At 58.4% G+C, this 15,779-nt stretch carries 11 protein-coding genes; 6 read left to right on the top strand and 5 right to left on the bottom strand.

What is annotated here, in order from left to right; translation table 11 throughout:
* Positions 1-178: 178 nt before the first annotated feature.
* Positions 179-685 carry a P-loop nucleotide/nucleoside kinase family protein gene (locus tag BK667_RS00700; RefSeq protein WP_123596520.1) on the bottom strand — a complete coding sequence of 169 codons (507 nt, stop codon included), beginning with the start codon at positions 683-685 and terminating at the stop codon, positions 179-181.
* 621 nt (positions 686-1,306) lie between these two features.
* On the opposite strand from BK667_RS00700, the gene BK667_RS00695 reads away from it, so the two are divergent.
* Positions 1,307-2,326 (top strand): substrate-binding domain-containing protein, encoded by a 1,020-nt coding sequence (locus tag BK667_RS00695; RefSeq protein WP_123596519.1) that lies wholly within the window; start codon positions 1,307-1,309, stop codon positions 2,324-2,326.
* Positions 2,314-5,334 (top strand): EAL domain-containing protein, encoded by a 3,021-nt coding sequence (locus tag BK667_RS00690; RefSeq protein WP_123509485.1) that lies wholly within the window; start codon positions 2,314-2,316, stop codon positions 5,332-5,334. The genes BK667_RS00695 and BK667_RS00690 overlap by 13 nt, the downstream gene beginning before the upstream one ends.
* A gap of 237 nt (positions 5,335-5,571) precedes the next feature.
* Here the strand turns inward: BK667_RS00690 and BK667_RS00685 are convergent, their stop codons facing one another.
* A complete protein-coding gene (locus BK667_RS00685) occupies positions 5,572-6,756 on the bottom strand; it encodes an MFS transporter (RefSeq protein ID WP_123596518.1) in 1,185 nt (394 codons plus the stop codon).
* A gap of 81 nt (positions 6,757-6,837) precedes the next feature.
* Positions 6,838-7,866: an alpha/beta hydrolase gene (locus BK667_RS00680; RefSeq protein ID WP_123596517.1), complete on the bottom strand. Its 1,029-nt coding sequence runs from the start codon at positions 7,864-7,866 to the stop codon at positions 6,838-6,840.
* Positions 7,867-8,057: 191 nt separating this feature from the next.
* Here BK667_RS00680 and BK667_RS00675 point away from each other — a divergent pair, with 191 nt between their 5' ends.
* The gene (locus BK667_RS00675) at positions 8,058-8,954 is read left to right on the top strand and encodes a LysR family transcriptional regulator (protein WP_123509488.1); all 897 of its coding nucleotides are present in this window, start codon (positions 8,058-8,060) and stop codon (positions 8,952-8,954) included.
* A gap of 255 nt (positions 8,955-9,209) precedes the next feature.
* On the opposite strand, the gene BK667_RS00670 is transcribed toward BK667_RS00675, so the two are convergent.
* Positions 9,210-10,127: a LysR family transcriptional regulator gene (locus BK667_RS00670; RefSeq protein ID WP_123596516.1), complete on the bottom strand. Its 918-nt coding sequence runs from the start codon at positions 10,125-10,127 to the stop codon at positions 9,210-9,212.
* A 100-nt stretch (positions 10,128-10,227) separates the two neighbouring features.
* The gene (locus BK667_RS00665) at positions 10,228-11,427 is read right to left on the bottom strand and encodes an MFS transporter (RefSeq protein WP_123596515.1); all 1,200 of its coding nucleotides are present in this window, start codon (positions 11,425-11,427) and stop codon (positions 10,228-10,230) included.
* A 311-nt stretch (positions 11,428-11,738) separates the two neighbouring features.
* Here BK667_RS00665 and BK667_RS00660 point away from each other — a divergent pair, with 311 nt between their 5' ends.
* Genes BK667_RS00660 through BK667_RS00650 form a run of 3 tightly spaced genes read left to right on the top strand, consistent with a single transcriptional unit; the run spans position 11,739 to position 15,708 of the window.
* A complete protein-coding gene (locus tag BK667_RS00660) occupies positions 11,739-13,004 on the top strand; it encodes a c-type cytochrome (RefSeq protein WP_123596514.1) in 1,266 nt (421 codons plus the stop codon).
* A complete protein-coding gene (locus tag BK667_RS00655; RefSeq protein ID WP_123596513.1) occupies positions 13,001-13,474 on the top strand; it encodes a (2Fe-2S)-binding protein in 474 nt (157 codons plus the stop codon). The genes BK667_RS00660 and BK667_RS00655 overlap by 4 nt, the downstream gene beginning before the upstream one ends.
* On the top strand, positions 13,471-15,708 hold the full coding sequence (locus tag BK667_RS00650) for a xanthine dehydrogenase family protein molybdopterin-binding subunit (RefSeq protein WP_123596512.1): 2,238 nt from the start codon (positions 13,471-13,473) through the stop codon (positions 15,706-15,708). The genes BK667_RS00655 and BK667_RS00650 overlap by 4 nt, the downstream gene beginning before the upstream one ends.
* Positions 15,709-15,779: the final 71 nt, after the last annotated feature.

The following is a 15,779-nucleotide window of genomic DNA, read 5'->3' as shown; positions in this document are numbered from 1 at the left end:
GCAGATTCAACTTTACCAGTTCACCTTTGCATCGCTCGAAGGGCTACTTGGGGTCGTAAACGGACATTCACGAATGGCTGCTTATGGCCGAAAGCCGCCGTTCTTGACCGCCAGCGTTCGGCCAAAAGCGGCAAGCGTCTGCTGATCGCCCCTTGCTATGTAGAGCTTTTAGCTGGCGCTACTCCTCGGATAAAAATCGTTTAGTGATCATTGCAACTGCCTCCGCCGGAGACGTCAAGGCTGTGTCGATATCAAACGGAGCGTTATCCCACGGCTCATATTCATGATCCAATACAGACTGCCAGGTTGGTGGCGACAGGCCAGGAATATCAATCTTCCTGGTTTCTACCCGTCGCTGGTGTTCATATTTATCAGAACAAACCACCTGGATATTCACTAATGGAGTACCAGAGCGAGTAGCGATCTCGCTCCACGCGTTTCGGCTTTCGATTACTGGGTTAACACAGTCGACTATGACAGTACTGCCAAAACGAAGATTGCTCAGAGCAAGCTCATTAGCGACCATATAACCGCTCCGCCCCACGTCTTGTGCCAGAGCACCGGAGTTTCGGATAGCCTGCTCAATCGTATCGATCCGCAGATACACCGCACTTGTTCTGGTGGCAAGGTCGCTTGCTATAGTCGTTTTTCCAGTACCTGGAAGGCCGCTGAAGTCAATAAGCATTCTATGTCCTTCGATTATTGAGTTGACCCAGTCTAGGCCAATACCTGCCGAAGCCAATGACCGCTTCTGGCCGTTAGCCGCCACTCATAACGCATCAACTGAGAAACACGCTGAGGAATAGTTTTTCGCAGAAAGCGGCGAAGTGAATCTAGAAAACGCGATCCGTCCCTCAGCACAGCCCAACAAATCGCACCCAAACAAAAATTCCGACTGCCGTTTCGCCTGGTTTTCACGCAAAGCCGAAGCCTCATAAAACCACCCAATGTAATCAACGACGCAATTAACCTTCACCCCTCGCTTCGCACCATGGCCCCCTGCCCCCGTTCCTGAATATTCAAAACTAAAATTCGCGCACTTCACCCACAAACGACCTGCTAACAGCAGAACCGACTATCCTTTCGAACAGTGAACGCTGCACTCTTGGCAAAAAGGGACGCCATGCCAGTCTATGATCGCGCCATCGGCTCCAGACCCGGCATCCTATGGGGAGATCGAACCTGTTTGATCACGCCTTGGCGACTCCGCATGGCTTCAATAACGGTTTTGTGTCTTTTCACGGCAATTCCCGGATACGGCCAGGATCTGCCAACCGCAGCGGGCGCCGAAAACGCCACGGTTACGGTGATTCAAGCGCAGGAAGTCGTTTCCAGGGCCACCCTCGGAGCCGTTCGCTGGAGCGGCCCTGAATCCGGTCCGCGAGCCTTGCGGGGCAAGAGCATCGCTTTTGTCGCCGAAGATTTGCGTAACGGTGGAATTGTCGGGGTCGCTCAAGGCGCTCGCGAGGCGGCCAAGGCGATGGGCTGGACGCTGAAGATCTTCGATGGCGCGGGATCTTCGGCCGGGCGTGCAAAGGCTTTTGCCGATGCGTTGGCAGCGAAACCCGACGGCCTGATTCTGTGCGGCTCCGATGCTGTTGAAAACAATGCGGCGCTGGTCCTCTTCGCCAACAGGGATGTGCCGGTGGTTGGCTGGCACGCCGGGGCGCGCCCCGGGCCGATTGACGGCACGCCGGTGGCCATGAACGTCACGACCGATCCGCTCGAAGTGGCGCGTCTCACGGCGATGGCGGCAGTGGCTCAGTCAAACGGACACGCCGGCGTGGTAATCCTGACTGACTCCAAGTACAGCATCGCCATGGCAAAAGCCAAGGCCATGGAAGATGTCATTCGGGCCTGTCGGGACTGTACGTTGCTGGAAGTGCGCGATGTCGCGATCTCCGAAAGTGGCGAGAAGATGCCGACGATCACCAAGGAGTTGCTTCAACGCTATGGCAAGCGTTGGACCCACACGCTGGCTATCAACGATATTTATTTCGACTACTCGATTGCCTCATTGACCAACGCCGCAATACCCAGTGACGGCATCAGTCTGTTGTCTGCCGGTGATGGAAGCGCTTCGGCTTTCTTGCGCATCCAGGCAAAAACCTACCAGACCGTCACCGTGGCCGAGCCACTCAATCTGCATGGCTGGCAAGTGATGGATGAATTGAACCGGCTGTTTGCAGGTCAGCCGGTGAGCGGCTTCGTAGCACCGATTCACCTGGTCAACGCCGACAATATTGCCTTCGACGGCGGGAAGAAGTTCCAGTACGACCCGGATAATGGCTATCGAGACATTTACCGCCACCAATGGAATCCCTGAGATTGGACGTTACTTCCCGACTCGGACGCTGGCTGTTGCCGCAATCGCTACGCGCGCAGTTCACGCTGGCGTTTCTAACGCTGGCGCTGCTGATCTTGGCGGGTGGTGCAACGGCGGTCTACGCCTTGCGCACGTCAAACAGCGCCACCCGCCAACTGACAGATGAACGACTGGTCCGCATGCAAAACGGGCAAGACATGCTGCAGCGGACTTTGCTGATCGAACGCCAGACCGATCAGCTTTTGACAACCCGCTCCCCCGACGCCCTGCGTTCAAGCTATGCGGCGACCGTCGAGCAGCTCGAAGCCCTTGATCAACTGGTGCAGCAGCTGACGGCCGCGAACAGTGGCGTGGCGATACTGGACATGTACCAGTCGAGCCAGATGTTCCGCAATACCGCCAACATCGTTGCGCAACTGCGAGAAAGCCTGCTGCAAACCGAGGTCACCTTCGAGCAAACCCTGACGGATCACACTGCGCGGTTAACCGCGACCCAGACCCAGGCCAGCCTCGAACTGGCGGTGCTACTTTTCGATCTGCCCCAGGCGGTTGACAGTGATGCCGTGCAACGGCTGCAGACCCGATATGAGCGCCTGTCACGCACGGCGGGCAAGTTACCCGACGCTGATCTGGAGACGCCCGATCTCTTCTCCCTTCGCCTGAGGCTCATCAACCAGAAAAACGTCATACAGCGCTTCAATGAGGAACTGAAGAGTGAGGCCGGGGTTCTGGTCGCGGTGGCCCGTGCGCAATCCAGTGCTTACACCGAAGACTATCGCGAAGCCGTGCAGCGCCTGGTTGAGGCCTCAAATCGTAGTCAGCAATGGGTGCTGATCATGTTGGGCGCCAGCCTGGTGTTCGCCTGGTTCGTGACCCGGGTCTTCATGGGCCGTCATGTGCTCGTGCGCCTGAATGAAATCAGCCGGCAATTGCGTCAGGAGCACACGGACAAAACGCATTTGATGATGGCGGAACACGGGAAGGACGAGATCGGCAACATGGCTCGCGCGGTGAATCAATTCCTTAAAGACCGACTTCAGCTGGAAAAAAGAACGGTCCAATTGAGTATCGCCACAGAGCGGCTCGCCGTGCAAAACAGCCGATTGGAGCAAGAAGCCATTATCCGTGCCGGACAAGGTCATGTCCTGGAGCTGATCGCCAGGAGTACCGAGCTGGCAGAAGTCCTCGACAGCCTGGCTCACCTGGTCGAATCCCAACTGGAGGGGATGATGGTGTCCATCCTGGTGCTGGATGAGGATGGTACGCACTTGCTGCACGGGGCTGCCCCCAGTTTGCCGAAAGCCTATAACCAGCTGATTGACGGAATAGCGATCGGTCCGAACGTCGGTTCCTGCGGCACCGCGGTGTATCGACGAGAACCGGTCATCGTCACGGATATCGAACTGGATCCGCTGTGGGAGGCGTACCGTTCAATCGTTGCGCCCTATGGATTTCGCTCCTGCTGGTCGACACCGATTCTGTCCCATGAGCGAAAGGTATTGGGTACGTTTGCCTTGTACTCCAACACCGTACGCAGCCCTCGCGCGACCGAAACGCGGCTGATCGACATGGCGACACCTCTGGCCGGCATTGCGATAGAACGCCAACTGACCGAAAAACGCATTCGCTATATGGGCGACCATGACGCACTGACCGGGCTGCCCAATCGCACATTGCTCGAAGATCGCCTCAAGCAGGCAATCCTTTACGCTCAGCGCTACAACCGCCTGGTGACGGTGGTGTTTCTCGATCTGGACAAATTCAAACTGGTAAATGACAGCCTTGGGCACAGTGCTGGTGACGAGCTGCTGAAAACCGTCGCCCGGCGCATGCTGGAATGTGTCCGTCGCACCGACACCGTCGTGCGACTGGGCGGCGACGAGTTTGTGATTATCCTGTTCGACCAGCCTTCAGACGTGGACGGCATTACTCCTGCCCTGCACAAAATCCAGGAAGCCATCCTGCGGCCGATTCAGCTCAGCGGACATACACTCCACGTCACCTGCAGCATGGGACTGGCCACCTACCCTACCGACGGCAGCGATACCGACACGTTGCTCAGCAACGCGGACGCCGCCATGTACCGGGCCAAGGAGTTGGGTCGCAACAGTTACCAGTTCTATACGAGCGAGATGAATAACAAGGTTCAGGGCAAGCTCGCCATGCAAGACGGGCTTAGAAACGCACTCAACCATGACGAGTTCCTGCTGCTGTACCAGCCACAGGTGGATTTGCAGTCGGGTCAGATTATCGGCGTAGAGGCACTGATCCGCTGGCAGCATCCCGAGCTCGGCATCGTGCCTCCAATCAAATTCATTCCCCAGGCCGAAGAGACCGGATTGATTGTGCCCATCGGCGACTGGGTGATTCATACCGCGTGCAGACAGAACAAGGACTGGCAGGATGCGGGCTGTCCGCCGATCACCATGTCGGTGAATATTTCAGCACGTCAGTTCATCGAAAGGGACCTGATCGACCGCGTGAGGCATGCCTTGCAAGAAACCGGACTGGACCCGATGTACCTTGAACTTGAGCTGACCGAAAGTCTGATCATGCAAGACCTTCAGCAAGCCATCAGCAAAATGAAAGAACTGCAAACAATGGGGATCAGTCTCTCGATCGATGACTTCGGCACTGGCTACTCCAGCCTCGCCGCATTGAAAAGCTTCCCGATCGCGAGACTCAAGATCGACCAATCTTTCGTGCGCGATCTGCCCGACAACGAGAACGACAAAGCCATCGCTACCGCGGTGATTTCGTTGGGGCACAAACTGAACCTCAAGGTCATTGCCGAAGGTGTCGAAACCCAAGAACAGCAAACTTTCCTGCGTGAAAACGGCTGCGATGAAATTCAGGGCCACTTTTTCAGCAGAGCAGTTAGCGCAGAGGACATCAGTCTGTTACTGCGTACGCCCCGGCTGGCTCAACCGAGCCCCATTGCGAGCCCTGACTCGGCCAGGCGAAAACGCGATGTAAAACGCCCAAGCAGTCCAATGCCCAGGCATTAATGACCTCTCCGTAAATACCAGGCACAAAAAAAGCGCCACTCCCTGAGTGGCGCTTTTTCTATATGTGGAGCGGAAAACAAGACTCGCATCGGCAGGTTGCTTTGCGGCCCGCCGCCACTGCCTACGCCGCACGAAGAGAAGCTTCATGGGCATCGGCCTGATCGCCGACGCCCACCTGGTAGTTGAGGATCAACAAAGCGCTGTTCATTGTTTCCGGGAGGGTATTTTTCTCCTGGCTCAAGGATGCTTCTGCGGCATAACCAAACGTGCGAGCGCGGCAGCCAGCAACAGAAATACTGCACTTGCGATGAATGTTGCCTGGAAGCCAACTCCGTCATAGAGCAACCCGCCCACCGTCGCGCCGAGTGTGATCGCCAACTGAATCACCGCTACCATCAGACCACCTCCGGTTTCGGCATCTTGTGGAAGCGTGCGCGATAACCATGTGAACCAACCTACAGGTGCACACGTCGCAATCAGGCCCCATACCCCCAGTAGAGCGGCTGTCGCCCACATCGAACTGCCAAACACCAGTAGAGCCGCAGCAATCCCCGACATCAAAAATGGAATGATCATCAGCACTCGATGAAGGCTTCTGTTCAACACCGAGCCAATCACCATCGTGCCCATCAATCCGGCCATTCCGATAATCAGCAATAGCAGGGAGAGTTCAGACACATCAACGCGGGTCACCAACTCCAGGAACGGACGCAGATAGGTGAATAACGCGAATTGCCCCATAAACAAAAATGCCACTGCTGCCATGCCCAGCGAGACTTTGGCGTTACCTAATAGCCGAAACACATCCGCTACAGAGCCAGACTCATTTTGGCCAGGCATTTTCGGCAACGTGAATGCTTGCCAACAGAGCGCCAGCGCGGCGAGCGGAACCACGCAGAAGAATGCACCTCGCCAGCCGATCAGCCCCCCCATGTAACTGCCAATAGGGGCTGCAACTGCCGTGGCGAGTGCGGTGCCGCCCTGGATCAAAGCGATAGCCTTAGGCACGAAACGCTCAGGTGCAATCCGCATCATGACGGCAGTCGACATTGACCAACTGCCACCAATGGCGATTCCCAAAATGGCTCGGCCCACCATCAGTGTCGAGTAGTTCGGGGCAAAAGCGACGAGCGTGCCTGAGGCAATCATCAAGGCTGTCAGGAAAAGCAAAACGGGCCTTCGGTCGAGCCGGCGAATGACTGAAGAGATGAAAAGACTGGTGACAACCGCAAAGAGTCCAGAAATCGAAATCGCTTGCCCGGCCTGCCCTTCTGTCAGCGCGAGATCGGTCGCAATCGGTGTGAGCAAGCTCACCGGCAGAAACTCCGAAGTCACCAGGGCGAAGGCGCACAGCGACATCGCCAGGACTGCTCCCCATACCTGTCGACTCGCTGCCTGGATGGGTAAGGTGGTGCTGCTCATCTGATTTCCTCCAACACGTCGAAAGGCCCCGCTCAATGGCAGGGCCGGCGTCTCAGTTGCCTGGTCGCTCAGCGATAGATTTCACTTAAGGCTGGTTTTGAAGAACGAGGTCAGCTTGGCAAACGGGATAAGGCCGACCCGGTCATAGAGATCCACGTGGCCCGCACCTGGAATGATCACAAGTTCTTTGGGTTGACCCGCCAGTCGATAGGCCTCTTCACTGAACTCACGCGAGTGCGCATTTTCACCGGCAATGAACAACATCGGGCGTGGCGAGATCGTCTCGATATCGTTGAACGGATAGAAGTTCATGAACTTGGCGTTGCTGGTCAGCGTCGGGTGAGTGGTCAGCAACGGTGACTGACCTTTGGGAGTGAACTCACCACGTGGCGTGCGGTAGAAATCGTAGAACTCGCGTTCGATGGGGTTGGATTTGTCCGTCAGCTCATGGACAGTTCCGCTGGTGTATTTGGTTTCGCCTCCGGTGAACTCGACATAACGCTGCTCGGCAGCAGCGGCGATAGCTTGCTTTCTCTGCTCGACAGTGACGGAATGCTTCAGGCCATTGCGGTTGGCCGCACCCATGTCGTACATGCTGACCGTGGCAATGGCCTTCATCCGAGGATCGATCTTGGCAGCGCTGATGACAAAGCTCCCGCTACCGCAAATGCCCAGGACACCTATCCGGTTCCGATCAATGAACGTCTGTGTGCCGAGGTAATCAACAGCTGCACTGAAGTCCTCGGCATAGATTTCTGGCGAGACCGCGTTGCGCGGTTGTCCTTCGCTTTCGCCCCAGAACGACAGATCGATGGCAAGGGTCACGAAACCTTGATCCGCCAGTTTCTGGGCATACAGGTTCGAACTCTGCTCTTTGACCGCACCCATGGGATGGCCAACGATGATCGCCGCGCTTTTGCTACCGGGCTTCAAATCTTTAGGGATGAACAGATTCCCCGTAGTGTTCATCTGGTACTGATTTTTGAAGGTCACCCGTTGCATCGTGACCTTCTCACTTTTGTAAAAGTTATCGGCTCCGTTAGACATGTCGGCTCCCAGTGCAGAGAGCGACGCCATCACAAGGCCGAGCAAGATAACGAGTTTTCTCATGTGCGGCTCCCATCAGTGAATAGGTGCTGATCGACGTGGTTGCCAGGTCTGGATCAGCAGATCGTATGGGCTCTGCCTGTGACCACAGGTGAGGCTTGCCCTATTCTCTGGGAATACGTCATGCTTGATAATCTAATGAAAGCTTGTTGAAGTTATAAGCACAGCTAATCAATTGCGACAGGCAGGCTCCCATGTCACGACATAACCTGAACGACCTTCTGGCCTTTGTGATGGTCGCCAGGGAAGGCAGCTTCACCCGAGCGGCCGCCCTCTTGGGCGTCTCGCAATCCGCCCTGAGCCAGACAGTTTCCGGGCTTGAAAAGCGGCTGAAAATTCGCCTGCTAACGCGCACCACTCGCAGCGTTTCGCCGACCAGCGCGGGTGAACGCCTGATGCACGCTATTGGTCATCGCTTTGACGAGATCGAGGCCGAGCTGGATGCGTTGACCGAACTTCGTGACAAGCCTGCAGGCACGGTACGCATTACCTGCGGTGATTTTGTCCTGAAGACAATCCTCCTCCCGCGACTCACGCCTTTGCTCCTCGAATACCCTGACATCAAAGTTGAGTTTGATATCAACTATGGCTTCCGGGACATCGTTGCCGATCGCTTCGATGCGGGCATCAGATTCGGCGACACCGTCGATAAAGATATGATCGCCGCTCCAATCGGGCCCGAGGTACGGATGGCTGCTGTGGCATCGCCTTCGTATTTCGCACGCAACAGCATGCCCAAGAAACCGCAGGACCTGGTGAATCACAAATGCATCGACATACGCTACCCAACCCTCGGCGGAGTTGACGCCTGGGAGTTTGAAAAGCGTGGTCGAAAAATCAACGTGCGTGTGGTTGGCCAAGTCATTGTGAACACCAGCGCACATGTCCCGGCGGCGGCCGTTAACGGTTTGGGTATCGCCTATTTGCCGGAGGAAGAATTTGCCCCGCATATTGAAGAGGGTCGCTTGGTGCGGGTACTGGAAGACTGGTGCCCTTTGTTCTCGGGTTATCACCTGTACTACCCAAGCCGCCGTTTACCAACACCCGCCTTTTCGCTTGTTCTGAACGCTCTACGCGGTAAGTCTTCCTAAGACACGCCAAGGCGGCGACGTTTCCACTGAGTCGAGTCATAGGGATCTCTAATTTGAGAGTCGTTTGGATGACCGCTGACGGCGGTGCGTAAGGCGACGGATATTCGCGAACGGCGTTTTGTGTCACGAAGGAGGCGGCCAGTAGACTGAGTCCCAAGGCTGCCGGGATAGAACCTTTGGGCTTGTGAACATCCAGGCTGCCTCAGGTGTAGAAATCCTTGTATCGGAGCTGCGACGGCTCGCGCAACAAGGGACCTATCGGTTATTCAATCGACCCGAATTGAGGATCTCTTCAAGAAAATCGATGAACACATTGATGCGGCTGGAACCTCGGTGATTGGGCAAGTACAGCGCATTGATGCAACTACTCGCACTGCCGGGATTGACTTCATAATGTTCCAACAAACGTGTCAGCCGGCCTGCGGCGACGTCGTCGCGCACCAGCCAGTCGGCCAGAAGGGTCACCCCGTCGCCAGCGATTGCCGCTTCGCGCAAGATGTCGGCGTTGTTACTTTGCAGGCGGCCGTGCACGTTCAGCTGGATAGCTTGCTCCTCGCCCTGGAACGTCCAGTGTTGATGCGAAGCACCGTAATCGAAGCGCAGGCATTGGTGCTCGAGCAAGTCACGGGGATGACTCAGTGCCGTGTGACGGCTCAGGTAATCCGGGCTGGCCACCACCCAGCGCTGGAAGGTCCCTACCCGTTTACTGACGATGTCCTCACTGACCACTGACGATCCGAGACGCACGGACACATCGATCTGCTCGCTCAACAGGTCACTGACCTGATCACTCAACGACACGCTTATTTCCAGACCCGGATGACGATCGAGCAACCGGCCCAGATGCGGCGCGATGATTCGCCGACCAAACTCGACGGGGACACTGATCCGCAGACGTCCTTGCGCCTCGCTGCCGCGGTCGGCGACCACGGCATCGGCTTCATCGATGGCATCGAGAATGGCCACTGCTTTTTCGAAATAGGTTTGCCCGGCGACTGTCACGCTGGTGTTGCGTGTCGTGCGGTTAAGGAGGCTGGCACCCAGCTCGTTTTCCAGTCCCGCCACCTGACGTGTCACCGAAGATGTCGAGATTCCGAGTTTGCGCGCGGCGGAGGAATAACCGCCGCAACGTACGGTTTCAACAAACATCTTCAGTGCCAGCAACTTGTCCATAAGCGGAGTCCGGTCGAAAAGGAACGGAGATGATTGTGCATCACCGTTTGCCAGCCGTCTTGTAGGACTGTGCTTCGCCGGGATCCCCACTGCCTGGCGGTCAGACATTTGCCTTGTGGCTCAGGAACATCGCCAGGGCCAAAGCAGGCAGCAATGCTATCGTCACGGCAGACAGGTTCCAGCCGAAGTGCTCGTAGAGCGGGCTCGCCACCAGCGATCCCAAGGCGCCGCCGACGAAAATGCTCGTCATATACACGGCATTGAGGCGTGCCCGGCTGTGCGGATCGATGGCGTACACCTCGCGCTGGCCCAGCACCATGTTCAGCTGTACCGCGAAATCCAGCAGCACCGCACACACCACCAGCCAGACATAACTGCTACCGGGCAGCGCGGCGATCAACAGCGAGACCGGCGCCAGCAGCAGCGCGACCAGCGTCCCGCGGCGGCCATGCCCGGCATCGGCCAGACGCCCGGCGATTGGCGCAGCCACTGCACCTACTGCCCCGACCAGCGCAAAAATCGCGACTTGCATTTGGCTGAAACCATGGTTGCGCATCAGCTCGATGGGCGCGAGCGTCCAGAACAGGCTGAAGCTGGCGAACAATAATCCCTGATACAACGAACGTTGACGCAGAACCGGATGACGACGGGCAAGCGCAAACACCGAGCCAATCAACGCCGCATAAGTCGCCTGATGAGTCGGCACGCGGCGCGGCAGCGCAATCGCGGTGATCAGGGCGATGACGGCCATCAGTGCCGCCGCGCTGAAAAACACGCCGCGCCAGCCAAATACGTCCACCAACACGCTCGACAGCGGACGCGATAGCAGAATACCCAGCAGCAAGCCGCTCATGATGTTGCCCACCACGCGGCCACGCGTTGCTTCAGGCGCCAGGTGTGCCGCCAGTGGCACCAGGATCTGCACCGCCACCGAGGTGAGGCCGATCAGTAATGACAACACGAGGAATATCGATGGCGAATGCGTCAGTCCGGCACACAGCAGGGTAACGCTCGAAGCCAGGGTGAATCCCACCACCAGGCGCCGGTTTTCCATCAAGTCGGCCAGCGGCACCAGCAACAACAAACCCAGTGCGTAACCAAACTGGGTCAGTGACACGATCAGGCTGGCATTGGCGCTGGACAGGCCGATCTGCGGCGCGATCAGTTCGACAATCGGCTGAGCGTAATAGAGGTTGGCCACGACCGCGCCGCAGCAAAACGCCAGGAACGCGACCATCAGGCCGGAGAGTGAAGCAGGCTGTTCGCACTTGGCTGTCGCTGCAGGATTGCCCGTGAGCATGATGACACCTCGGTAAGTTCGGGAAAGTGGTGGCAAGGCTAAGGGCACGGTTCGACGCTGAGAATCCATTCCTCGGGCAATTGAGTGATGCGCCATGCGCAACGACCCCGGCGTTGCTGTTGGCGCAATGCGCTATTGCGCGACTTGGCAATACTCCGGCGCTTGCACCTTCTCTACCCTTGGGCACTTGGCACAGGGCTCTCTTTCGGCGCCCTGCCCCGGCTGTTCAAGGAGCTGTTCATGACCTCGAATCCATCATCAATGCCCACAGCGCGTCTCTGGCGCTTCGAATCCTCATGAAGGGCAATCTCATGAGATCCAGACCGCTATGGATCAGCGCCGCGGTCCTGGCTTCGATAGGCGCAATCGGCGCCGTCGTGCTGATGTGGCGTCCGGCGATTGTGCCCATCGAGCGCCCGCGAGCGTTCGACTCTGCGCAACTGCAGCGCGGCGCGCGGGTCGTCGAGGCTGGCGACTGTGCGGTGTGCCACACGCGTCCCGGCGGCCAATACATGGCGGGAGGACTGCCGCTGGTGACGCCGTTCGGCACGCTCTACAGCACCAACATCACACCTGATCCACAGACCGGACTGGGTCAGTGGTCACTGCCGGCGTTCGAACGGGCGATGCGTGAAGGAATCTCCCGTGATGGCCACTTTCTGTACCCGGCCTTCCCGTACGTTCACTACCGGCGCATGACCGCAGGCGACATTGCAGACGCCTATGCGTACTTGATGAGCGGCCCTGCCGTGAACTCACCGGCCAGGCAAAACCGCATGAATTTCCCGATGAACATCCGTCCGTTGGTGTCGTTCTGGAATGTGCTGTTCCTGCATGCAAAGCCACTGACGCCTGTGGCGCAGCAATCTGATGCGTGGAATCGCGGGCGCTACCTGGTTGAAGGGCCCGGACACTGCGCGGGCTGTCATTCTCCGCTGAACCTGATCGGTGCCGAGAAGTCCGGCGAAAGCCTGGCGGGCGGCGCCGTGGATGGCTGGGAAGCGCCTTCGCTGCTCGGCATGCCCCGTCGCGCAAACGCGTGGAGCAATGATCAGTTAGTGAGCTACCTGCGGGGAGAAGTGGTGGACGGACACGGCACTGCTGCCGGCCCGATGCGCCCGGTCAGTCTCAGTCTGGCGCGCTTGCCGGTCGGCGATGCACAGGCGATTGCCGAGTATCTGCTGAGCCTGCCAGCCAAGGCTGTTATCACCGAAACCCAACCCGCCGTTACGACTGCCGAGACCTCCGATCAGGCCAGTGGCGCCCTGCTGTTCGCCAGCGCCTGTGCGGGCTGCCATGGGCCGGCCGCACCGATGCGCGAAATCGACGGGCGTCCGTCGCTGGATCGAACATCAGCACTGCAAGCCCCGAGCGCACGCAATTTTCTGAAAACCGTGCTCGAAGGCGTCCCGGCAACTCCGGGCATGCCAGGACCTGTGATGCCGCCGTTTGCCGCCAGCCTCGACAACGATCAACTCACCGCACTCGCCTCATATCTGCGCCGACAAGCCAGACCCGACCAATCCTGGACAGACCTTTCTTCCACCCTTGAAACGATACGTCAGGAGACGAAATGACCCAAGTCACGCTCAACGTCAATGGCTCGGCCCAGACACTGGAGCTGGAACCTGACATGCCGCTGCTCTACGCGCTGCGCAATCATCTGGGGCTCAACGGCGCCAAGTACGGGTGTGGTTTGGGGCAATGCGGCGCCTGCACGGTCATCGTCGATGACAAGCCAGTATTTTCCTGCGTGACACCCTGTGCGGGCCTTGGAGGCAAGCAGGTTCGAACGGTGGAAAGCCTCGGTACGGCTGAACATCCCGGCCCTTTGCAAAAGGCCTTTATCGACAAACAGGCGGCCCAGTGCGGCTACTGCATCGCCGGTATGTTGATGCGCGCCCAGTCATTGCTGGAAAGCAACCCGCACCCGGATGAACAAACCATTCGAGAGTACATGGCAGGCAACCTGTGTCGCTGCGGCACCCACTTGCGGATTATCGACGCGATCAGCCTGGTGGCCAGGCAAAACGGGAGCGCGCTATGACGGTGGTTAAAGAGCTCAATCACAGTCGCCGCGCCTTCTTGCGTGGGGGGGCCTTGCTGGTGGCGTTTACCCTGGTGCCGGCGGCGCGGCGTGCATGGGCGGACACTGAAGTCGACACACTTGGCACTGTGGTGCTGGCACCGGATCTTCCCGGCAGCCTGCGCACCAATCCCTATCTCGATGCCTGGATCCGCGTCGGTCCTGAAGGCATCACCGTCTACACCGGCAAGGTTGAATTGGGCACTGGCGTCAAAACTGCCTTGCTGCAAATTGCCGCTGAACGTCTGGAGGTTTCCCCGACAGCGATCAACCTGCTTACCGCCGACACGGCTCTGACACCCAACGAAGGCTACACCGCCGGCAGTCACAGTATTTTCGACAGTGGGACCGCGCTGTTCAACGCGGCGGCGCAGGTGCGTGAGTTACTGCTGGAGTCGGCCGGACGTAGCTGGGAGGTTGCGCCGGCACTGTTGACGACTCGGGAGGGCATCATTCACGCCCCCACCGGACAACAAATGTCCTACGCCGACGCCGTCAAAAAAGTCGATCTGCACCTCTACGCCAAGTCCGAATCGCCGACGATGCCGGCAACGCAATTCAAGCTGATCGGCCATTCGCTGCAACGGCTGGATATTCCGGCCAAAGTCAGCGGCGGCGCCGCGTTTGTTCAAGACATCCGTCTGCCGGGCATGCTGCACGCTCGGGTGATTCGCCCCCCGCGTCCCGGCTGCACGCTGGAAGCCTTTGATGCGGAGTCGATCAAGGCACTGTCCGGGGTGGTGCAGGTGATTCGCGACGGCGACTATCTTGCCGTAGTAGCGCGGGATGAATGGCAAGCGATCAAAGCGATGCGCAGCGGATATGAATCGGCGCGATGGAGCGGCGGCCAGGCAATACCCGAATCCCGGAACATTCACGCCTTGCTCAAACGCCTCCCCTCACGCCCCTACCCGATCAGCCATGAAGGCACTCCGCAGGGCGCGACCGACAACAGCTATCGCGCGCGCGTGACCAAGCAATATCTGATGCACGGCTCCATCGGCCCGTCCTGCGCCGTGGCCTGGTTCAAGGACGGCACCCTTACTGTCTGGACCCACACTCAGGGTGTGTATCCCCTGCGTGCCGGGATCGCCGAAATGGTACGGCTACCGCCCGAGCGCGTTCGCTGTATCCACACCGAAGGGTCCGGTTGCTATGGCCATAACGGCGCCGACGATGCTGCGGCCGACGCGGCGTTGATTGCCATGCGAATGCCGGGCACGCCGGTGCGGGTTCAATGGATGCGCGAACAGGAAAATCTCTGGGAGCCCTACAGCTCCGCGATGGTGACCGAAGTACAAGCCAACCTGGATGCCAAAGATCGATTACAGGACTGGCGCTATGAACTGTGGACGACGCCGCATAACGAACGGATCGTTAATGCCGGACGGTTGCTGCCGGCGAGACTGCTGGCTCGACCGTTCGCCTCCGCGCCTTCGGTGCCTATCGCTCAACCTGAAGGCGACGGCGATCGCAATGCCGTGCCGCTGTACACGATGGCCTCTACGCGCATCAACATGAACTTCGTCACTGCGATGCCGTTTCGCACGTCGGCCATGCGCTCGCTGGGCGCGCACATCAACATTTACGCGATCGAAGCTTGTATGGATGAGCTTGCCTCCAGGCACGGGGTCGATCCGGTTGCCTTGCGCCTTGCCCATTTGGAGGATCCCCGGGCACGGGCCGTGGTAGAGCGGGTTCGCGATGCCATTGGCTGGCCGCACAAAAGCAGCGAGCCTGGCGCCGGCATCGGCTTCGCGTTTGCCCGCTACAAAAACATCATGGGCTATTGCGCGATCGCGGTACGTCTTCAGGTACATCCACAGACCGGCGAAGTGCAGGTCGATCACGTGGTCACGGCGGTGGACGTCGGGCAGATCGTCAATCCCGATGGCCTGCGCAACCAGGTGGAGGGCGGGATCGTCCAGTCCACCAGTTGGACGCTGTATGAAAAAGTCGCCTATGACGCCGGGGGCATTCGCAGCTACGACTGGAGTGGCTACCCGATCCTGCGCTTTTCGCAAGTGCCCAAAAAGGTTGACGTTCATCTGCTCGACCAACCGGGACAACCGTTTCTCGGCGCCGCCGAAATCGTCCAGGGGCCAATGGCCGCGGCCATCGGCAATGCCGTGGCGAACGCCACCGGCCGGCGCTGGTTGAACCTTCCTCTGACCCGCTCGGAGCAGCCGTCCTGACCTGCGCAGCGTTGCGCTTCACGCAATGCAGCGTGGAGGTTTTTACGGATTAACAAGCGCCATCTCGCGGA

Origin of the sequence: Pseudomonas frederiksbergensis (assembly GCF_003732705.1) — a bacterium.
Classification (GTDB): Bacteria; Pseudomonadota; Gammaproteobacteria; order Pseudomonadales; family Pseudomonadaceae; genus Aquipseudomonas; species Aquipseudomonas frederiksbergensis_F.
This window is presented reverse-complemented; position numbering and strand designations above follow the sequence as displayed.